We start from the raw sequence: 21,427 nt of genomic DNA, 5'->3' as shown, positions 1-21,427 counted from the left end.
AGAAACTCAGCGCGACAACGCAAATCTTACGCTTTTCTATTTCACCACTATGCTCTGCAATGGCAGAAGCTGATCCGTCATATTTTTCGTATAGCCGCTTACATTAGACTTTACAGCCATAATGCTCTTTCGAGCATATAACCAGTGAGCTGCAGCATTATTGCTTACTTCGCGCGCATATGCACGAGCATTTGCCTCATATTCGTTTGCATTCTTAGAATGAACCGCATCGGTCCAAGCTTGTTGAGCACGCGCGTCTTGCAAAACGAACGGAGAACCGCTTTCTGCAAACATGCCTTCATCTAAAGTACGATTGCTCGTAGTAAGCGCAAGATCATACTTACCTTCACTAATACGCTTACGCATAGTTTGTTGATCAACTTCTTCAAGATTGACCTTAAAACCGCTCACGGAACTAATCTGTTTTGAAAGCTCGCCCCCAACTCCACCTTCGCCCTGTGGAACAAGAAAATTAATAGTTCCTAAATAGCTTGCGCTAAAGTAATGGAACAAAGGAGCAGCTTTGCCTGGATTATAAGGATACAATCCATTTAAATCTTCATAACCAGTTGAAAGAGGGTCAATAGGTCCTCCTACTGGAACACCACCATTGCCATCAGCTGCAAGTACAGTTTGCGCATTCAAAGCGTATCTCGCAGCTTTACGAGCCTGCTCATCGCAGAAAATCGACGAAACTGTTGTATTTATTGCAATAAATCGCACTCTTGTGCTCTGACCCTCTACCATTTGCGTATTAGCAACAGCAGCAAGACGCTTATTTTCGTTACCTTCAAGCGGAACTGCCATTTGAATATTGCCCTTTTCCATTGCCTCAGCTAGAGCAGTATCGCTATTGAAATATTGCAAAGTAATACTTGCACAAGAAGCAGGGGTTCCCCAATATTTATCGTTGCGAAGTAATACTAAAGAATTGCCTTTATTGTAGTCACTTACAGTGAAAGGACCTGTGCCAAGAGCAGCACTTGCATAGTCGATCATCGATTTTGTGTCATAGACAATGCCAACACGTCCAGCAAGACGACGTAGAAGTAAAGCATCTGGATTATTAAGTGTAATTACTAAAGTGTAATCATCCGGATTATTAACAGTTTTAATATTTGTAAGTGCACTATAACCAGGATAATTATTTGTGATGCCTTGTTTCAAAGATTGTAATACGGAATTTGAAGTCATCTCACTACCGTTAGAGAAATGCACACCTTGACGCAAATTAAAACGATATGTTAAGCCGTCTTTCGAAATATCCCATGACTTCGCGAGACCTGGTTGCAAACTATTATCATCGCCACGTTTAACAAGAGTTTCGTAAACATTACCAATTAAAGCTTGCTGTAAAGCGTCACTGTCGTCGTTTCTAATATCAAGAGATTCAGGAGCAGTACGTAGACCAACTTTTAGCACTGAGTTACTAGCTGGATGCATTATTGCAGCAAAAGGCGAATGACCCTGGTACATTTGCCATCCACACCACAAAATGCCGCTCATTATTACAGACACAACCACAAACACAACCCATGGTATCCAGTCTGCACTAGTACGAGTATGATATGACCTGGAAGCGTGACACGCATATTTGCCTGTTCTTGACATAACCTACAGTCTATATCAATATCTGAATTGGGAACAACACGCTTTAAATAATTGCCGACGGACATGTTGTATTTAAAGGGCATGAAACACATTTTGGATTCCGAGCAGTGCAAATTTTTCTGCCATGCAAAATAAGTCTATGAGAGAGATTAGTCCACTCTTTAGGAGCAAAATAAGCAGTTATTTCGCGCTCAATAGCAACAGGATTTGGACGATTCTGAACCTTACGCCAACCAAGACGACCTGTAACACGTATTACGTGAGTATCTACAGGAAACCCCGGTAATCCAAATGCGTTGCCAAGAACGACATTGGCAGTTTTACGACCAACACCTGGCAACGATATTAAAGCTTCCATATTTGATGGCACTATACCAGAAAAATTATTAAGCAAACATGCAGATAATGAAATAATGTTCTGTGCTTTTACTCTATAAAATCCGAGAGGGTAAATAATTGACTCAACTTGAGATACAGGAGCAGCAGCTAAAGAACTCGCGTTGGGGAAAATAGAAAAGAGTTCAGGCGTCACGATATTCACACGCTTATCTGTAGTTTGCGCGCTTAATACAGTAGCAATTAGTAGCTCAAATGGATTTTTGAAATTTAATGCACACTTAGGTTCCGGTATTTCTTTGCACAATAAATCGTACTCTGCATAAATACGAGCTAATTTCGCTTGTTTTGATTCTCGCATATTAGAACTTTGATAAATCATTATTGCGCAGACTGCTTATCTGCATCATTTTCAGAATCATCTTCAATGCTGCTTTCGGAAATCTCGCTATTCTCATCTGATTCCGAAGGATCGAAGCGATAGCCAACATTACGCACTGTGCCAATCAAATGTTCATATTCAACACCAAGTTTTGCACGGAGCCTACGAATATGGACATCTACAGTACGAGTGCCACCGTAGTAGTCGTAGCCCCATACTTCTTGCAACAAATGAGTGCGAGTAAACACCCTGCGCGGATGCTGCACAAAGTATTTCAGCAATTCAAATTCTTTATAAGCTAAATCAACAGGATGACCATGCAAACTCACTGTGTAGCTACGCATATCTACAACGAGATCTCCAGAACGCATAGTTCCATTGTCTGAATTGAAAGAATCATCAATTTCAGAGCCTTGCGAATGCACAAATAAATCATCAGAAGATCCGTGTTGCAAAGAAGCCAAACGCAAACGACCTTCTACTTCTGCAGGAGAAGCATTAGTCAGCACAACATCAGAAATGTTCCACGAAGGATTTACTACAGTAAAACCACCCTCAGTTATAACTAATATGACAGGAACCGTAATATTTGCAACACGCAGAGAAGAACACATTGATTTAGCGAGAGCTAAATCCTCACGCGCATCAAGCAAAAGAATGGTTTGTGCGGGCAGTTTTGCCAAACTTGACGTATCCAAAGAAAGTAAACGCACTTTATGAGATAACAAAGTAAGTGAAGGTAAAACTGAAGAGGGAGAAGCACACGAAGTCATCAATGTGATATCAGTCATATGATGCCTCCAACAAACAATTGATGTAGTAGCAAATTCAGCCTTTACAGGAATTGTAAACCATACTGCGAAAAATAGCGATAAGCGCAACACTTGCATTTTCCAAAGATAAAAAATATCAACACAATAAAGCGCAGTGCAGGTTATAGGCTACATTAGTAAATAAACAAAGTAATTTGTTAATGTTTTACGGACATATTACGCTTTATAAATATAAAATTACGGCACTAGGGAGTGTGTATGAGCAATGAAACACGTATCTGCAATGACAAGATGCAGAAAAATGATAATTCTTGCGTAAATGTTCAAAAACATACCCGTATACCTAGCATGAACGCATTAGCGATGTTTGTAAGCCAAATTTTTGTTGTAGTACTTCTCGCAATTGCAGCAATATTGCCAATCGCAACAGCAAAAATAACACTTATATTATGCCTTATCATAATGCTTACATTTATAGCGTTGTGGCCACTGCACGGAAATGTAATTGACCGAGCTATTGCATTATGCGCAGGAATTGCTTCTACATGGTTTGCAACCGGAGTATTAAAGGGATGGCTACCAAAAAGCGTCATTATTGATAACGAAACTGTGTCAATGAGTAAGTTCATTGCTGCAATTCACCCTTACGAACGCTGGGCTGTATCTTTTGCTCTAATTCTTGTAGCAGCAACATTTGTAACATTCTTGAGGCAAATGCTGCGCGAGAATCGCACAAATTTAGTACGAAATCTTTCGCACACGCTTACTGCAAGTATTGCTTGTGCAGCACTTCCGGGTTGGCTATTTTTGCCGTCAATTATTAGCTTTATGCCATCGCTTCGCAATTTAGACGGTGGAATACTCGTTATAGTACTGTGCATATTTATGCTAATCGCGCTATCAGGACTTTCATATTTATGGGTTCGCAACAATTATGAAGAATACGAAACTGGAATAGTTTCACACGATATCGCTATTTCTATATTGCCAATAATGCTTTCAGGGATACTCGTGTATATTGCAGGCCTTGGAATGCTAGTAGCTGCTTAAAATTATTAAAAGCGTATGCAACGTTACGTTTTAATTTACTTCTGAAAGCAGCACGCACTTACATAAAAACGTCGAAAACACAGTATGTGTCTTCGACGTTTTATTTATTAACTTTTAATTTTTATTGTTTTACTCATTAAAAGCGAAACTTATTTTTCGCTTTCTTCCAAGCGCTTGCGAGCTGCAACGATCTCCTTCTCAGCCTGCTCAACGCCAGCCCAGAAGTCACCAGGAAGAACTTCCTTACCTGGTTCCAAAGCCTTGTACTGCTCGAAGAAGTGCTTGATTTCAGCCTTGTGATACTCGTTCACGTCATCGATATCCTTGATGTCGTCGAAACGAACGTCCGCTGGAACACACAAAACCTTGTCGTCTCCACCGGCTTCGTCAACCATGTGATACAAGCCAACAGCGCGGCACTCAACAACGCATCCTGGGAACACAGAATTTGGAATCATAACAAGAGCGTCGAGTGGATCGCCATCTTCGCCCAAAGTGCCATCAATATAACCGTAATCATCTGGATAGCCCATAGCTGTGAAAAGGGTGCGATCCAAGAATACGCGACCAGTTTCGTGATCCACTTCATACTTGTTCTTAGAACCGCGTGGAATCTCTACCACAACGTTAAAAGTTTCTGCCATATTGGCTCCTTTGATAACTTTAATAACAATTCATATAACTGTTCTATCTCACTTTAGCGCGCACCGACGAACGACAGCAATAGAGCATATAAAACAAAATTTTGTTAACAAATTTCGTTAAATAATAAACGTTTTGTATCACTTACAGAAGTAGCATAAAATCACATATTTCTAACACATCCTAGGCATAGCAACAAGACACGCTTTAAGCTATAAAAGTGTCTCAATACACAGTTACTATTGCTACGTTTTACACACGATATGTTGCATACATTACCAGTATGGTTACCGAAGCGTAGGCAAGATGACAAAAAAAAGATGCGTGAACACTTCCACTGCTTCACAAGCAGGTCAATCCTTCAAAACAAAGAAGGTTCCTGCAGAAAAAAATGCTAGTAAAACGACCTCAACTAATCTTTCAGCAAACGCAAATAATACCGTAGAAAAAACTATTAATAGCGCAAAAGCTGAAAATAAACAATCATCTACTTTACCTACAAATACTGTTTCGAAGCGAAATAAAGCAATAGACGGTTTAAGAGCTCTAGCAATTATTGGTATTGTATGCTTTCATATGCGTCCAAGCCTTCTTATGGGAGGATTCCTTGGAGTAACACTGTTTTTGGTATTGGCAGGATATTTTTGCACGAGATCAGTTCTGCGCTATTTAAACGCAGATGAAAACGCAAAAAATGCAAAAAATATCGAAGATAATAATAAAAATACTCAAGGAATCAGGCATTACTGGGAGTATTTACTAAAGCGCGTAAAAAGAATTTGGCCGCCAACACTTGGAATTATCGCTATAACAGCACCAATTATGTGGCTTTTTTCGCCAAGTCTACTACCAAAGTTACAAGCGGATGCTCTTTCAGGCTCCGGATTCTTTAGCAATATAATGTATGTTGCTCGTAAGCTTTCATATTTTGAACAGTCCGGACTACCTTCTCCTATCAAACATCTTTGGTATCTCGGACTTTTAATGCAGGCTTTTGTTATATGGCCTATTATCCTTGCTGCACTTATTAAATTCGTGCGTAGCAAGCTAATACGCATGTATATCACAGCAGGCTTAGCCATACTTTCTTCTATTCTTACTTTTACTTTTGCCTACTTATTTAACAATTACACAACTCCAGCTCGCGTCTACTATTCTCTAGATACGAGAGCATCAGAATTCTTAATGGGTGCAATGCTAGCAATGTACGGTGCTTGGTTTGCCAAACATTCATTCCACGCGTGGCTTATTCATGCATTACATTTGCTGATGGGCAAAAAGAACATATCGGTCAGCTTAGCTTCATCAGTTAAGTTAGATAGTAATGCAGATAGTAGTGTAGATAATTCAGCACTAACGAAAAAATCAGATAAAGCCTACGCAAATAACGAAAAAGTATTTGCTGAAGATGGAATACCTGCTGACTTGCGCGAAGGATTACAAATTGATTTATCAGATAATAGCGTAGCTCCAGATATACAAGAACTTCCAAATAACGCATTCAATAAGCCAAAAACTGTTTTTTATAATCCACTTCATGCATGGCAGAGATCTTGCATTGGACTGTTGGCAACAATTGTGTTGTGCTGCTGCTTCGTGTATGCAGAAGGCACATCTTCAGTATTTGTTTTTGGCGGATACACAATAACAGCAGCCGCTTGCACACTAATACTGTGGTCTTGCACGCAAACTGATAATATTTGCTCAAGAATATTTGCATGGGCTCCGCTCGCTTATATCGGCAGACGCTCTTTTGCAATTTATTTAGTTCACTTCCCTGTTCTTGAATTATTCAACCCAGCAAATAGAACAACTGCTGTATCTACAGGAGAGCAAGTCTTGCAAGCACTAGTAATAGTTGTACTTGCAGAATGCTTGTATCAATTATTTGAAAAGCCAATACAAGATCAACAATTATTTAAGCTTATTCGCTCTGTCTCACTAACTTTGTGCTGCATAATTATTGTGTCGTTAATTATCTTGCCAGTAAATTGGCAAGATATAGCTAAGCATAGGTCAATGCAGCTTCGCCCAGAATTGACAGCACAAGTAGAGCAATCTTCATCGTCAAATAAAAAACCTACTGCTTTTGACAAAACTAATTCTAAGCAAGAAACAAAAGAAAAAGCAGTTCCAAAAGGTGTGCAAAAGAATGTAGTAAAACAGTCTCTTCCACCTACACCATCGAAGTATCGCATTCTCTTCCCTATTGCGGAAAAAGTTCCACGAAATCTTGTTACTACTCATACGCGGATCGACAAACGACGCAATACTTGTTCCGTAAACTTAACTATGGTTGGAGATTCTATTACTGAAGGCGCTAAACCATATTTGATGCAAGTTATGCCTAACGCTTATATAGATGGAAAAGTGAGTAGACAAATTTTCCACGGAGCTGATGAATACGAGAAAGATATTTCGGTAAAACACGCTGGAGATGTGGTGATTTTCGCTCTTGGAACCAACGGTCCTCCTCATGACGATAGCGTGCTTCAACACATGGTTGATGTCGCAAAAGGTAGACCTGTTTATTTCGTTACCACACGAGTTCCGCAACCTTGGCAGGATGCAACGAACGATAGCTTACGCAAGTTCGCAGCAACTCATCATAATGTTGGCATTATAGACTGGCATGGTTTGAGTAATGGTCACTCGGAATATTTGACTGACGATGGAGTTCACTTAACTCCAATCGGCGGTCCACAATACGCGAAGATGATTCGTTTAGCTGTATGCGGCGGCTGAAAATTAGAGTTATAACGCGCTAAAACTTTTTAATACTGTTATTAAGCATAATAAATTGCGTTTTGCGTGGTGAAAATAGCTACGAAATATTACGATAGTATCTATGACTGAGTTGAGGACACTACGTGATTCGCAAGACGCTGGGGAAAGCGTATCTACTTGGACGAATCCTCTGCGCGATCCGCGTGATTTGCGTTTAGCTCGCATTGCGGGTCCGTGCAGCCTAGTAATTTTTGGCATTACTGGCGATTTAGCACGCAAAAAACTTATGCCAGCAGTATATGATTTAGCTAATCGCGGGCTTTTGCCTCCAGGATTTGGTTTAACTGGTTTTGCGAGACGCGATTGGACGGATGAACATTTCGTAAACTTTGTGCGCGAAAATATTGAGCAGCATTGCAGAACGCCATTTCGTGAGTCAACTTGGATTAATCTCGCTAAAGGCATACGTTTCGTACGCGGCACCTTTGACGATGCGTCCGCGTTTGAGCGTTTAAGCAAAACAGTGAACGAACTTGATCGAGACAGAGGTACTCGCGGAAATCACGCTTTTTACATGTCTATTCCGCCTTCCAGCTTCCCAGTTGTTGCCCAACAGCTTGCAGCATCAGGTCTTTCGCACTCTTCTGAGCATGCTTGGCGACGCGTAATTATTGAAAAACCTTTTGGCCACAATTTAGCAAGCGCACGAGAATTGGATCGCGTCGTTTCTGAAGTTTTTGATCCTAATTCTGTATTCCGAATTGACCATTATTTAGGCAAGGAAACTGTGCAAAACTTGCTGGCTTTCCGCTTTGCTAACGCAATGTACGAGCCGATCTGGAACGCAAATTACGTCGATCACGTGCAAATTACGATGGCTGAAGATATTGGCATTGGCGGAAGAGCCGGATACTACGACGGAATCGGTGCTGCTCGTGACGTGATTCAGAACCATTTGCTTCAACTTATGGCTCTTACTGCTATGGAAGAGCCTGTAAGCTTCCGCGCTAGCGATTTGACTGCTGAAAAAACAAAAGTATTATCTGCAATCCGACTACCTCAAGACTTGGCTGCCAACACTGCTCGAGGACAGTATGCAGCAGGATGGCAGGGCTCTTACAAAGCTGTTGGATACTTGGAAGAACAAGGCATTGATCCTCAAAGCACTACTGAAACGTACGCTGCAGTGCGACTTGACGTTGATACTCGCCGTTGGGCTGGAGTTCCGTTCTACTTGCGAACCGGAAAACGTTTAGGCAAGCGCGTTACGGAAATTGCTGTTATTTTTAAGCGCGCTCCGCATTTGCCGTTTGAGTCTACTGCTGTGCGCGAACTTGGCAGTAACGCTATTGTGATTCGAGTTCAGCCGGATGAGGGCGTTACTATGCGTTTCGGCGCAAAAGTTCCTGGCGGCACAGCTATGGAAGTTCGAGACGTTTCTATGGACTTTAGTTACGGACGCTCTTTTACTGAAAGTTCCCCTGAAGCTTACGAGCGATTAATTCTTGACGTACTTCTTGGCGAACCACCGCTATTCCCAACTACGCAAGAAGTAGATTTAAGTTGGAAAATTCTTGACCCTATTGAGGAATTCTGGAGTTCGCTTGGCACACAACCGCAACCGTATCGCGCTGGAACGTGGGGTCCAGCAGAAGCTGATGCTATGCTTGCTCGAGATAATCGCCATTGGAGATTGCCATGATTATCAACCTTCCTGATACCAATACAAGCAAAATTGCAGCAAAAATCGACGAATTGCACGAAGAGCGCGGCGAATCCGCTACTGGTCGAGTGCTCACTTTGCTTATTGATACAACTCTTAAAGAATTAGAGCATGCACTTGATGCAGCAAACGCAGCTAGTCGCGAGCATCCTTGCCGAGTTATTGCAATGGTTCGAGATTGGTCTAGCGAACACGCTGCTGAGCGCGGTGAAGTTGTGCCAAATCTTGATGCTCAAGTGCGTTTTGGCGCAGATGCTGGAGCTGGTGAAATTATTATTTTGTATCCGCACAACGGTTTAGTTCGTCATCCGGATACGCTTGTTATTCCACTACTCGTGCCAGATGCGCCGATTGTTGCATGGTGGCCAACAAACGCTCCTGAAGATCCTGCTCACGATTTGCTTGGAGCTATGGCAAGTAGCAGAATTACTGACGCACAGCGAGCAGACGATACTCTTAAAACTGTGCAAAACTTGCGCAAAAACTGGTCTCCGCAAGATGCAGATTTGTCTTGGACGCGTTTAACTCCTTGGCGCGCGTTACTTGCTTCTATGCTCGATCAACCTCCACATTTGCCTATTCTTAGCGCGAAGATTGTGGGTCCTACTCATTACGTATCTTTGCACTTACTGGCAGCTTGGCTTAAGAGTAGCTTGCATGTTCCTGTAGAAATAGTTGAAAATCCTGAAGCTCAAGCTATTACTTCCGTAACTTTAGAACGCGAGGATGGCACATTGTCACTCACTCGCCCTGCTGGCGGAGATCAAGCTTTGATTAGTCTGCCTGGACAGGCTGCACAACCTATTGCGCTTCCTATTCGCACTCTGGATGATTGCTTAAGCGAAGAATTGCGACGCATTGATCCTGACGAAATTTACGCGCAGTTGGTGCGAGATAATCCTGCAGAAAATGCGTGAATCATTACGTGAAACAATTCGTGAAACATTTTCAATGGCATAAAAGGAACAACTATGACAAATAATGAAGTTACTTTTGCGCATAACGCAAGTATTTACGGATACGATAATCGCGATGTGCTTGCAGCTGTTGCAGCCCAACGCTTGGTGACTCTTATTATGGAATCACAGAATGATGTGCAAAATCTCAATAAACCATTCCATTTACTTCTTACTGGTGGCACAGATTCAATACGCATGTTCCAAATGCTTGCTAGCAATCCACTTTTACCAGCAATTAATTGGAATTTAGTGCATATTTGGTGGGCAGATGAGCGTTTCGTAGCTTATGATAGCGAGGATCGCAATGCACGCAAGGCTCGCGAAATGTTTCTTAACTTACTTACTTCTAACAAAGCTTTGGCAGAATCTCATATTCACGAAATGCCTGCAGATGAGCGTAATGCGGAGGAAATTGCAGCAGCCAGCGACGCTGAAAATGACGCTATTTTAGATGCTGCAGCGCACGACTATGAGGAAGAAATTGTGAGCATACTTGGCAAAGAGCCAGTGTTTGATTTAGCAATTCTCGGTATGGGGCCGGATGCGCATATGGCTTCACTTTTCCCAGGATTACCGCAGGTTAATAATCGCGATCGCATTGTTGTTGGAGTAAATCACTCCCCTAAGTTGCCGCCTATGCGCTTAACTCTTACTGTTCCTGTATTAGCTCACAGTCACTGCACTTGGTTTTTGACTGCCGGAGCAGAAAAGGGCGCTGCTTTAATGAATTCACTTTCGGGAGCTAATAATCCTGAATATCCTGCGTCTTTTGCAAACGGAACAGACGAAATCTCTTGGCTAACCACCGCAGAAACTTTGCAAGCTGCTATTGAATAACTGCATAGTTTTCTAGCAACATGCATAATATTCAGCAAGTCAAAGATTAAATGCGCTACATAAATTGGCGCATTTGCGAAAATAGCGTGTTCAAAACATGGCGCATTTGGGAAAATCGAACCATAAAAACGTGGCGCATTTGGGAAAATCTGCTTGACAAAATATGTCGCATTTGGGAAAATCTTTATAAAACCGTTGAAATTACAAGGAAAACCGCACTCGGCAACACTTGAACAAATCAAGCACAAATTTGTAATAAAAGAAAGAGCACAAAAATCGCATGTTTGATAGAAAAATATACAAAGAAATGCTGAAATGGAAGCATGAATATGCGCCAAATTATGCGCTTTTTCTTAAAGGAGCAAGACGAGTTGGCAAAACAACATTAGCTGAAAAACTTGGCAAAGAAGAGTATAAGTCTTATATTCTTATTCGTTTCGATCAAACCGAAGAAGACATTAAGCAACTTTTTATAAACAGTCTAAGAGATTTAGATACTCTATTTAACACAATACAGTTAGCTTATAATACCAGACTTTATAAGCGAGAATCTCTTATAATACTTGACGAAATACAACTATTTCCGCAAGCTCGGCAAGCAATAAAAACTCTGCTTGAAGACGCTCGCTATGATTACATTGAAACAGGCTCACTTGCTTCTATTACAAAGAAAAGCAAGGATATTCTCATACCCTCAGAAGAATACACGCTAGAAGTACTTCCACTTGACTATGAAGAGTATTTATTAGCGAACAATAACAACATGATTTTCCCTACTATTAAAGATCACTTTGACTCACTTAAACCTATGGGCAGTATGCACCAGAGCATAATGAAGTCTTTTAGAGAGTACATGTTGGTTGGAGGAATGCCACAAGCTGTTCAAGCATATGTTGATACAAAAGATTTTGCGAAGGTTGACTTTGCTAAACAACAAATAATCAATCTTTATAAGCAAGATATGCAAGACCAGGAAGAAGAAAACCCTAGTTACGTAACTAATTTTTTCGATAGAATTCCAGCAGAGCTTTCCAAACATGACAAACGTTACATGCTATCTCACGTAGATTCCAACGCGCGCATTAAAGAGTATAGGAATCCAATACGCTGGCTTGAAGAAGCAATGATAGTAAACATTGCAAACAGCGTTGAAGATCCGAGTGTAGCTTTGAATCTATCTACTATCAATCCTTCTTTCAAATGCTACATGATGGATACAGGACTCTTAACTTCGTTAGCATACAAAGATAAGCCTTACCTAGAAAACGAACTTTATAAGGCAATTCTGCTAGACAAATTACACATTAATGAAGGAATGATAATAGAAAATATTGTCTCACAGTGCCTAAAAGCAAATGGACACAACGCGTATTTTTACAAAAAAACAAATACCAATACCAAAAAGACAGTAATGGAAATAGATTTTCTCTTAAGAAAAAATAACAAGATTATTCCGATAGAAGTAAAATCTGGCAGCAGTAAAAATGTAAAGTCAATTACAAACTTTATGGAAGCTTTTAGTAAAACCAGCAGCGAAGGAATCGTGCTTCACCACGGAGAAATTAAGCGCGAAGGCAAACTACTTTACCTACCGTACTACATGGCTTCTGTATTGTAAAAAGAAAGCGTCGCATGCAGAATAACAACGCATGTGACGCTTTTTACATAATTGACATTTTAAATTTTATATATACACTTTTACATGCACTAATCTTGCTTTACTTCTGGACGATTAGGCTCTGCCCACAAAGTGTGGAATACGCCTGGCTCGTCAATACGACCGTAAGTATGAGCACCGAAGAAATCGCGCTGAGCCTGAATAAGCGAAGCCGGCAAACGCTTAGAACGCAAACCATCGTAGTATGCAAGCAAGCTAGAGAATGCTGGCACAGGCACACCATGCTCCACCGCACGCGCAATAACCCTACGCCAAGCAGCTTGAGACTTTTCAATTGCATCCTTAAAGTAAGGAGCAAAAAGCAAAGAAACGCTTGCTTCACCAGACTCAAAAGCCTCGGAAACGCGGTTCAAGAACTGAGCGCGAATAATGCATCCACCACGCCAAATACGAGCAACTGCAGCCTGGTCAATCTTCCAATCATGCTCAATTGCAGCAGCAGCAATCTCGTCGAATCCCTGAGCATAAGAAACAATCTTAGAAGCGTACAAAGCTTGGCGAATATCCTCAATAAACGCCTTACGCTCAGCATCGTTCAAATCAAAATGCACATCCGGACCAGTCAAACCTTGACTCTCGGCAGCTTCTCGCAAAGCAACCTGACTGGAAAGTCCGCGAGCAAACACGGCTTCAGCGATACCCGTAACTGGTATGCCAAGCGAAAGCGCAGATTGTACAGTCCAAGTACCAGTGCCCTTCATGCCAGCATGATCCACCATCATCTCAACCAAAGGCTTACCAGTCTTAGCATCCTTCTGGCGAAGCACATCCGCAGTAATCTCAATCAAATAAGAATCAAGCTCGCCCTTATTCCACTCGCTAAACACATCCGCGATTTCGTCGGACTTCATGCCCAAACCGCGAAGCATTAAATCGTAGCTTTCGGCAATAAGCTGCATATCCGAGTACTCGATGCCATTGTGAACCATCTTCACAAAGTGACCAGCACCATCGGTACCAATATGCGTTACGCAAGGCTCACCTTCAGCAACAGCAGCAATAGACTTCAAAATAGGACCAAGAGTCTTCCAAGATTCCTCAGTGCCGCCAGGCATCATCGAAGGACCACGCAAAGCACCTTCTTCGCCACCAGAAACACCGCAACCAACGTAATGAAGACCACGCGCACGAATGTCACGCTCTCTGCGAATCGTATCTTCAAAATAAGAGTTTCCGCCGTCGACGATAATATCTCCAGGCTCCATAGCATTTGCAAGTTCTTCAATAACAGCATCCGTAGGAGCACCAGCTTTTACCATAATGATTGCGGTGCGCGGACGCTTTAGAGAAGCCACAAATTCTTCAACAGTTTTTGAAGGCACAAAAGCACCTTCACTGCCATGCTCATTCATTAAAGTTTCAGTGCGCGAATAATGACGATTGTAAACAGCTACTGTATTTCCATGATGCGCAAGATTACGCGCTAAATTCGAACCCATGGCAGCCAAACCAACAACACCAATATTTGCCTGAGCTTGAGTCATAATGACACCTCTTATCTTGTACTTGTTTTGTTATTTGCACGCATGCTTTGCGCACCCAAGCAATCTGCATTATCTACAAAATACACAATTTTTTATTTTGCGTTACGCCCCTTCAAGAAACGCACTCAATAATTTTATAGGCGGATATGCACAAGGCTTAACAATGTGCAAGTTAAGTAGTTTCAAATATAAATTTTGTGAAATAAATTACATTTTTAATCGTTAAAACTAAGCTCATATTTACTTCATAAAACACGACACGCTTACAAACACGCTATTTTTAGCTATTTTAATAATAACTATATATAGTGTTTACACAGTCGACACACCACTATAAATAGTGCTTATTCAGAGTAAGCTAGCTACTTGGCTTTTGTCGATACAACACGGAATTGCAAAATTCCCCATCACCAGAGGAGATTGAAATGACTATCACAGTGTTTACTAAACCTCATTGCCCACAGTGTGATGCAACTAAGCGACAGTTCACAAAACTTGGCGTGAACTTCGAAACTGTAGACTTGTCAAAAAGCCCTGAATCACTCGAACAGTTAAGAAATGCAGGATACCGTCAAGCTCCAGTAGTCATTGCTCCCGACGCATCCTGGAGTGGGTACCGTCCAGATTTAATTGCGCAAATTGCGGATAAACTTGGAACTTCCGCAGAGGCAGCAAAAGAAGCATAAGAAATGTGTGAGCAAGAAAATATAACACAACAAAGCGAGCCTGAATCGCGCGCACAAGGTGAATCAATCGGAGCTGTAGTCTACTTTTCCTCAGTTTCGGAAAACACGTTAAGATTTGTGCAAAATTGCGATTTTCCAAGCAATAACGTGAACGTATATCGCATACCGCTTCGTCCTAAAGAGCCGGAATTAAACGTGCGCGAACCGTACGTTTTGATTGTTCCAACTTACGGCGGTGGAAATATTGCGAAAGCAATACCGATGCAAGTTCGCAAATTCTTAAATAATCGCGAAAATCGTTCGTTTATTCGCGGAGTAATTTCTTCCGGAAATACGAATTTTGGAGAAGCATATTGCGCTGCAGGTGATCAAATTGCAGGAAAGTGTGGAATCCCAAATATGTACTCGTTTGAACTTACGGGAACTGCAGAAGATATAGAAAAAGTAGCGCAGGGCATACCGAGATTTTTAAAACAACTCAAAGAAACAGAAGAAACAAAATAAACAAAACAAGTAAAAGAAACAAAACAAAAAGCGTTTGAAAAAGCAAAAATAACGCATGAAGAAAGGAACAAACCCCATGAATAGCACGGATCCGATGAGCGAATCTACTTCGCTTAATCTTGATCACACTGATTCTGCAAGCGCAACTGCCAGTACAACAGCAGAGCGCATCCGCAACAGCCGCGACTACCACGTTCTTAACGCTATGCTCGGTCTTTTTGACCCAGAAAAAGGCATTCAGTTTGATAAAGATCAAGAAGCAGAAAAGCTTTACGTTTCGGGTTACGTGCAAGAACATAGCATGAAGTTTGCTTCCACTCGCGAGCGCTTGACTTATTTGATTAACAATTACTACTACAACGGCAACGTTTTCCACAAATATAGCGACGAGTTTTTAGATAAATTCTACGAGCACGCAGAAGCCGCTCACCACACTTTCGGCACATTCTTGGGTGCTTTTAAGTTCTACACTTCTTACGCTTTGAAGACTTTCGACGGCAAGCAGTATTTGGAAAACTTCGCTCAGCGCGCAGCTGCAGTCGCTTTGGAACTTGCAGATGGTGACGAAAAAGCAGCGACCAACTACTTAGACGAAATGCTTGCAGGCCGCTTCCAGCCAGCCACCCCAACGTTCTTGAATCTTGGTAAAGCTCAGCGCGGCGAAGCTGTGAGCTGCTTCCTCGTGCGTTTGGAAGATAACATGGAGTCTATTGCGCGCGGAATTAATTCTGCTTTGCAGCTTTCTAAGCGCGGCGGCGGCGTTGCTCTGCTTCTTACGAATTTGCGCGAGCTTGGCGCTCCAATTAAGCGAATCGAGAATCAGTCGAGTGGCGTTGTGCCTGTTATGAAGCTTTTGGAAGATTCATTCTCTTACGCTAATCAGCTTGGCGCTCGACAGGGTGCAGGTGCAGTGTATATTAGCGCGCATCACCCAGATATTATGCGTTTCCTCGATACTAAGCGCGAGAACGCAGACGAGAAGATTCGTATTAAGTCGCTTTCTTTGGGTGTTGTGATTCCAGATATTACTTTTGAGCTTGCTAAGCGTAAGGAAAAGATGGCTTTGTTTAGTCCTTACGATGTTGAGCGCGAATATGGCAAGCCTTTTGCAGATATTTCTGTTACAGAGCATTACGATGAGATGGTTGCAAATCCTCGTATTCACAAGAAGTACATCGACGCTCGCGAATTCTTTATGACGATTGCAGAAATTCAGTTCGAGTCTGGCTATCCTTACATTTTGTTTGAGGACACTGTGAATCGCACGAATCCTATTGAGGGTCGCATTACTATGAGCAACTTGTGCTCTGAGATTTTGCAAACTCAGGAAGCAAGCACTTATAACGCCGACTTGTCTTATAGCCACGTTGGTCGCGATATTTCTTGCAATCTTGGCTCTCTTAATATTGCTAAGACAATGGATGGCGACTTGGGCACAAGCGTTGATTTGGCTGTGCGTGCGCTCACTTCTGTTTCGGAGCATACTTCTATTGATTCTGTGCCTTCGATTCGTCGCGGTAACGCGGAAGGTCACGCTATTGGCTTGGGCCAAATGAATTTGCACGGTTTCCTTGCGCGTGAACACATGCAGTACGGAAGCGAGGAAGCTCTTGACTTTACAGACATGTACTTTATGACGGTTGCTTACCACGCTTATAAGGCTTCTCACGCTTTGGCTGTAGAGCGCGGCCACGCTTTTGCAAACTTTAAGACGAGCGCTTACGCTAAGCCTGCAGGAAAAGGCAACTACTTCGATAAGTACACAGATGGCAGCCGCTCGCTTGAGCCTAAAACTCAAAAAGTTCGCGATTTGTTTGCCCGTTTTAACGTTGCGATTCCAACCGTCAGCGATTGGGAGCAGTTGCGCGACGAGATTTTGAGCGATGGCATTTACAACGAGTATTTGCAAGCTGTTCCTCCAACTGGCTCAATCTCGTACATCAACCATTCCACAAGTTCAATCCACCCGATTGCTTCTCGCATTGAGATTCGCAAAGAAGGCAAGGTTGGACGCGTCTACTACCCTGCTGCATACATGACGAACGACAATATGCAGTACTTTAAGGACGCCTATGAGATTGGCTGGAAGGCAATTATTGACACTTATGCCGAAGCAACTCAGCATGTGGATCAAGGATTGTCGCTTACTTTGTTCTTCCCAGACACTACGACTACTCGCGATTTGAACAAGGCTCAGATTTACGCATGGCGTAAGGGCATTAAGACTCTTTACTACATTCGTATTCGCCAGAAGGCTTTGGAAGGTACGGAAATCGAAGGTTGCGTAAGCTGCACGCTGTAAGTCGTAACGCTGTGAATTTTTCGCACGCCAAATCAAAAACTTAAAAATTTTATAAAACGTAAACACAGAATCAGGAGTAATAATGACAGAACTCAGCCCAACCGAGCTTAGAAGTAGCCTCGATAAGCCTTTCGGCACAAATCGCGTAATCGCAGATGACGCTATGATGGCAGCTTCTATCACACCATCTCAGTACCGCTACCATCACGGATCGCGCGTACGCCCAGTTAATTGGAATAATATTGTTGACGACAAGGATTTGGACGTTTGGAATCGCCTTATTGCTAACTTCTGGCTTCCAGAAAAGGTTCCGCTGAGCAACGATATTCCTTCTTGGCGTTCCCTCACCGATCTTGAGCGCAAGACCACTACTCGCGTTTTTACAGGCTTGACTTTGCTTGATACCAGCCAGGCAACTATTGGCGAGCTTTGCCAGATTGAGCACGCTCGCACGGAGCACGAGCAGGCTATTTACACGAATATTGCTTTTATGCAGTCGATTCACGCTCGCTCCTACTCCTCTATTTTCTCTACTCTTTGCTCTAGCGAAGAGATTGACGAAGCTTATCGTTGGGCTGTTGGCAACGACGTTTTGCAGCAGCGTGTTACCACAGTGCTTTGCGAGTATGAGAGCGAAGATCCGCTTAAGCGCAAGATTGCTGCAACTATGCTTTCTTCGTTGCTTCTTTACGCGGGATTCTACCTTCCGCTTTATTTTGCTTCTCGCGGCAAGATGATGAACACTGCAGATATGATTCGTTTGATTTTGCGCGATAAGGCGATTCACGGCTACTATTCTGGCTACAAGTTCCAGCGCGGTTTGGAGCTTAGAAGCGAGAACGATAAGAAGAATCTTGAAAAGTTCACTATGAACTTGCTCGACACTTTGTATGATCTGGAAGTTGAGTATTCTGGTCAGATTTATGAAGGATTTGACTTCCACGATGACGTTTTTGACTTCGTGCGTTACAACGCTAACAAAGCTTTAATGAACCTTGGCTACCCTGCTAAGTACAGCGAAGAAGAAACTCACGTAAGCCCAGAAATTCTCGCTGCTCTTTCTCCTGCAGCCGACGAAAATCACGACTTCTTCTCCGGCTCTGGTTCCAGCTACATTATGGGCAAATCAGTTGAAACCGACGACGATGATTGGGACTTCTAATCAAATAGTTGATTTACTAACTGATTTGCTGAATAACTGAATAACTAACTGATTGGTTAACTAATTAATTTAATTAGTTAACCAATTTTGATTTAGTTAGGTTAATTATTGCAGCTAAATAGAGTCTATATAAAAAAGCTAAAAAGTCAGAAAGCAACACAGGTCACTCAGCCTTTATGGTACACTATGTGAAAAGGAACTGGTCTTGTTGATTCGTTTATGCAAAAATCGGCAGCGATTATCACTTCCTACTCACGTTCAAACCAAGATTTTTGAGCTGAACTGAGCAGGCACTAAAGTTGGAGTTCAAGTTTATAAAGATGACTAACATCCGTTAGACGCATCTACAAGAAGAAAGAAATCCATTTATGGGGAAAATGACTTATAAAAAATTACTTTGTGTTGTAGTGCTCTTCAGCTCGCTAGTAGGGCTAGCAGCCTGCGGTAACTCCGAAGCAAACAAACCAGTACCAACAAAAATAAGCCGTCATTCTACCAAAAAACATTCAAAACCAATCAAAAAAGCCTCAAAAAAGAAAATCGCCGAAGCTTTTGTAAAGGGACAAGAAGGGACTTTGGAAGCCCTAGGTGAAACTAAACGCGTTATTTGGGACGCTTATCCTGATCAGTTGGCTTACGTTAAAGATGCTTTCTATCACTGGACTCTTCAAGACGACTGGTTCCAGGTTAACACTGGCCATTATATGGTTGTAGACCGTTTGAACAGTTCAGGCATCTTATTAAAGAAACTCCAAAAAGGCATGCCAGTTAAATTAAACGGCAAAGATTACAAAGTGGCGGATTATAAAGACTTTGAGGGTGGCGGAAGCTCGGATAAGTTGCTAAAAGTATTCAAAGAGTACGTTGAGCAATTCCCTAAATCTGCTTACTTTATTCAAACTTGTCTCGATGCCAGAACTTATGGCGGACAACGTTTAGTAGTTCTTGACGTAGCAAAATAGTAAACGATTTAGCAATATAACTTAGATTAGTTTCCAAATTTTGTTGTCTTGAAAATATTGCCTGTGTATCGACGAGGTTGATGAACAGGCAATATTTTTTAACTAATTACGCGACTGTATCGCATAACTTTAATTGCACAGTCGCTATGCTATACGAGTTATCGTGGCAAAAATTGCAAAATTAGCAAAAACTGCCACGATAACTGGGTATGTCACGCATTTGCTGGTTCTATTGCAATGCGTCCACCTAACGCTTGAACAACTTTCGCAATAGTTTGAAAGCTAGGATTGCCATCTCGTCTTAGGCTTTTGTAAAGGCTTTCCCTTCCGACCTCAGCTTTTTGAGCAATCTCTTTCATGCCTCGAGCTTTTGCAATATCGCCTATAGCAGCTTGCAACAAGCGAGGATCGTTAAGTTCTGCTGCAGCATTGAGATACGCAATAACATCATCATCGTCCTCAAGATACTCACTCGCATCCCATTTACTTATATTTACCATTTCTTTTTCATCCAATTGCGATACTCATCTGTTTTAAGTATCTCCATAAAAGTATTTTATCCTGTAGGATACAGTTTTGCAATATAAGTAAACAATCATATCAGTTATCGTGACAGTTTTTGCTAATTTTGCAATTTCTGCCACTATAACGTATGTGTTTGGGTTGATTTTTGCAGCATAAAATTTCTACTGAGCCAAAAATAACAATTACAAGTATTGCCAATTTTACTGTGTCGCTAAAAATAGTTACAGCTGATTACATGACAGTATTTTTTATTACACTGAGACCCATTGCACAATTTATTTGTGCAGCAAAATAGCGTTTTAAGTAAAGGAGTTATGCGGTGAAGTGCTTAGCAAAGACAGTAGCTGCAGTAGTTACAACAGTGACAATGTGTCGCAACCAGTGGTAGGTAAATCATTATGAAAAAGCAAATCTTGGCTTATTTTAAGCGACTTATCAAACGAGAAGCTACTTATATGCCGTTAACATTTATTGGCTTGCTTGGAATTTTTGCAATATTTAGTGGCAATACAATTGCTTACATTTCATCTCCAAATAGGTGGATTGAAACATTTGTTTTTACACTTATTGTTGCTTTTGCACGTGCCTTTATACCTGATGATCGTTATTGAACAATTTATTTCATGAAGATTAGCGAAATGCACACAGCACTTCGCTAATCTTCTATTTCATATTTTCTAAGTTATATTACGGTAGATTTTAATCCTATTTGGTTGTTTTTATTTATCAGTAACTTTTCGGTTGCTGTCTAAGATGCTAATATGCAATATTCATAGATTACATTAAGAAGAAGGAATGTCATGAGTCAAGATTTTGGAGTAAAAAATTGGAATCCATCTGCTGCAGCAAATATTAGTAACGATGACGATAATCTTTCTGAAGAAGATTTTGATAAATTGGCTGCAGAGCTTGAGCAATTCTTTACCAAGTATGTAGTGTTAGAAAATAATAAGTTTGTAGTTCATGACGATGCGATTATTGCCGATGGTTATGAAGAATATTTAGAAGGCTTTCACATCTTAGCAGAAAAATTCACTGCTGGTCTTGAAGAGGACAGGTAGCGTAAATTAACCACGATAAAGCG

At 41.6% G+C, this 21,427-nt stretch carries 19 protein-coding genes; 13 read left to right on the top strand and 6 right to left on the bottom strand.

Annotated elements, in window-relative coordinates; all coding sequences use genetic code 11:
* Positions 1-36: 36 nt before the first annotated feature.
* From HXT41_RS05345 to HXT41_RS05335, 3 genes are all read right to left on the bottom strand, one after another.
* On the bottom strand, positions 37-1,524 hold the full coding sequence (locus HXT41_RS05345) for an ABC transporter substrate-binding protein (protein WP_102703325.1): 1,488 nt from the start codon (positions 1,522-1,524) through the stop codon (positions 37-39).
* Between the two features lie 130 nt (positions 1,525-1,654).
* Complete coding sequence (nth, locus tag HXT41_RS05340) at positions 1,655-2,329, bottom strand: endonuclease III (protein ID WP_004109815.1); 675 nt, start codon at positions 2,327-2,329, stop codon at positions 1,655-1,657.
* Entirely contained in the window at positions 2,329-3,120 is a 792-nt protein-coding gene (locus HXT41_RS05335; protein ID WP_033888627.1) for a response regulator transcription factor, read from the bottom strand. The genes nth and HXT41_RS05335 overlap by 1 nt, the downstream gene beginning before the upstream one ends.
* Positions 3,121-3,360: 240 nt before the next feature.
* Between HXT41_RS05335 and HXT41_RS05330 the strand changes: the two genes are divergently transcribed.
* Positions 3,361-4,152 (top strand): hypothetical protein, encoded by a 792-nt coding sequence (locus HXT41_RS05330; protein WP_004109821.1) that lies wholly within the window; start codon positions 3,361-3,363, stop codon positions 4,150-4,152.
* 149 nt (positions 4,153-4,301) lie between these two features.
* On the opposite strand, the gene HXT41_RS05325 is transcribed toward HXT41_RS05330, so the two are convergent.
* On the bottom strand, positions 4,302-4,796 hold the full coding sequence (locus HXT41_RS05325; protein ID WP_004105658.1) for an inorganic diphosphatase: 495 nt from the start codon (positions 4,794-4,796) through the stop codon (positions 4,302-4,304).
* Positions 4,797-5,100: 304 nt separating this feature from the next.
* Here HXT41_RS05325 and HXT41_RS05320 point away from each other — a divergent pair, with 304 nt between their 5' ends.
* The 5 genes from HXT41_RS05320 to HXT41_RS05300 all read left to right on the top strand — a co-directional run bounded on the left by HXT41_RS05320 (position 5,101) and on the right by HXT41_RS05300 (position 12,658).
* Positions 5,101-7,539 carry an acyltransferase family protein gene (locus HXT41_RS05320; protein ID WP_421777236.1) on the top strand — a complete coding sequence of 813 codons (2,439 nt, stop codon included), beginning with the start codon at positions 5,101-5,103 and terminating at the stop codon, positions 7,537-7,539.
* Between the two features lie 103 nt (positions 7,540-7,642).
* Complete coding sequence (gene zwf, locus HXT41_RS05315) at positions 7,643-9,223, top strand: glucose-6-phosphate dehydrogenase (protein ID WP_162863138.1); 1,581 nt, start codon at positions 7,643-7,645, stop codon at positions 9,221-9,223.
* Complete coding sequence (locus HXT41_RS05310) at positions 9,220-10,161, top strand: glucose-6-phosphate dehydrogenase assembly protein OpcA (RefSeq protein ID WP_004109831.1); 942 nt, start codon at positions 9,220-9,222, stop codon at positions 10,159-10,161. The genes zwf and HXT41_RS05310 overlap by 4 nt, the downstream gene beginning before the upstream one ends.
* Positions 10,162-10,215: 54 nt before the next feature.
* Positions 10,216-11,040 carry a 6-phosphogluconolactonase gene (gene pgl / locus HXT41_RS05305; RefSeq protein ID WP_076002595.1) on the top strand — a complete coding sequence of 275 codons (825 nt, stop codon included), beginning with the start codon at positions 10,216-10,218 and terminating at the stop codon, positions 11,038-11,040.
* Positions 11,041-11,320: 280 nt separating this feature from the next.
* A complete protein-coding gene (locus tag HXT41_RS05300; RefSeq protein ID WP_116431957.1) occupies positions 11,321-12,658 on the top strand; it encodes an ATP-binding protein in 1,338 nt (445 codons plus the stop codon).
* An 89-nt stretch (positions 12,659-12,747) separates the two neighbouring features.
* Here the strand turns inward: HXT41_RS05300 and gndA are convergent, their stop codons facing one another.
* Complete coding sequence (gene gndA / locus HXT41_RS05295) at positions 12,748-14,202, bottom strand: NADP-dependent phosphogluconate dehydrogenase (protein WP_004574149.1); 1,455 nt, start codon at positions 14,200-14,202, stop codon at positions 12,748-12,750.
* 425 nt (positions 14,203-14,627) lie between these two features.
* Here gndA and nrdH point away from each other — a divergent pair, with 425 nt between their 5' ends.
* The 5 genes from nrdH to HXT41_RS05270 all read left to right on the top strand — a co-directional run bounded on the left by nrdH (position 14,628) and on the right by HXT41_RS05270 (position 19,818).
* On the top strand, positions 14,628-14,888 hold the full coding sequence (gene nrdH, locus HXT41_RS05290) for a glutaredoxin-like protein NrdH (RefSeq protein ID WP_004574150.1): 261 nt from the start codon (positions 14,628-14,630) through the stop codon (positions 14,886-14,888).
* A 3-nt stretch (positions 14,889-14,891) separates the two neighbouring features.
* Positions 14,892-15,392: a class Ib ribonucleoside-diphosphate reductase assembly flavoprotein NrdI gene (nrdI, locus tag HXT41_RS05285; RefSeq protein ID WP_116994922.1), complete on the top strand. Its 501-nt coding sequence runs from the start codon at positions 14,892-14,894 to the stop codon at positions 15,390-15,392.
* A gap of 76 nt (positions 15,393-15,468) precedes the next feature.
* A complete protein-coding gene (nrdE, locus tag HXT41_RS05280) occupies positions 15,469-17,694 on the top strand; it encodes a class 1b ribonucleoside-diphosphate reductase subunit alpha (RefSeq protein WP_421788618.1) in 2,226 nt (741 codons plus the stop codon).
* An 82-nt stretch (positions 17,695-17,776) separates the two neighbouring features.
* Entirely contained in the window at positions 17,777-18,856 is a 1,080-nt protein-coding gene (nrdF, locus tag HXT41_RS05275; protein WP_012913780.1) for a class 1b ribonucleoside-diphosphate reductase subunit beta, read from the top strand.
* A 368-nt stretch (positions 18,857-19,224) separates the two neighbouring features.
* A complete protein-coding gene (locus tag HXT41_RS05270; protein ID WP_041160459.1) occupies positions 19,225-19,818 on the top strand; it encodes a hypothetical protein in 594 nt (197 codons plus the stop codon).
* Positions 19,819-20,030: 212 nt separating this feature from the next.
* Here HXT41_RS05270 and HXT41_RS05265 read toward each other — a convergent pair whose 3' ends face one another.
* Positions 20,031-20,318: an addiction module antidote protein gene (locus HXT41_RS05265; protein WP_004109873.1), complete on the bottom strand. Its 288-nt coding sequence runs from the start codon at positions 20,316-20,318 to the stop codon at positions 20,031-20,033.
* 423 nt (positions 20,319-20,741) lie between these two features.
* Between HXT41_RS05265 and HXT41_RS05260 the strand changes: the two genes are divergently transcribed.
* On the top strand, positions 20,742-20,954 hold the full coding sequence (locus tag HXT41_RS05260) for a hypothetical protein (protein ID WP_004105675.1): 213 nt from the start codon (positions 20,742-20,744) through the stop codon (positions 20,952-20,954).
* 189 nt (positions 20,955-21,143) lie between these two features.
* Positions 21,144-21,404, top strand: coding sequence for a hypothetical protein (locus HXT41_RS05255; protein WP_012913776.1), 261 nt, complete (start codon positions 21,144-21,146; stop codon positions 21,402-21,404).
* Positions 21,405-21,427 lie beyond the last annotated feature (23 nt).

This window comes from Gardnerella sp. DNF01189, assembly GCF_049244195.1.
Taxonomy (GTDB): domain Bacteria; phylum Actinomycetota; class Actinomycetes; order Actinomycetales; family Bifidobacteriaceae; genus Bifidobacterium; species Bifidobacterium swidsinskii.
The sequence above is the reverse complement of the archived record's forward strand: the minus strand, read 5'-3'. Positions and strand labels throughout refer to the sequence as shown.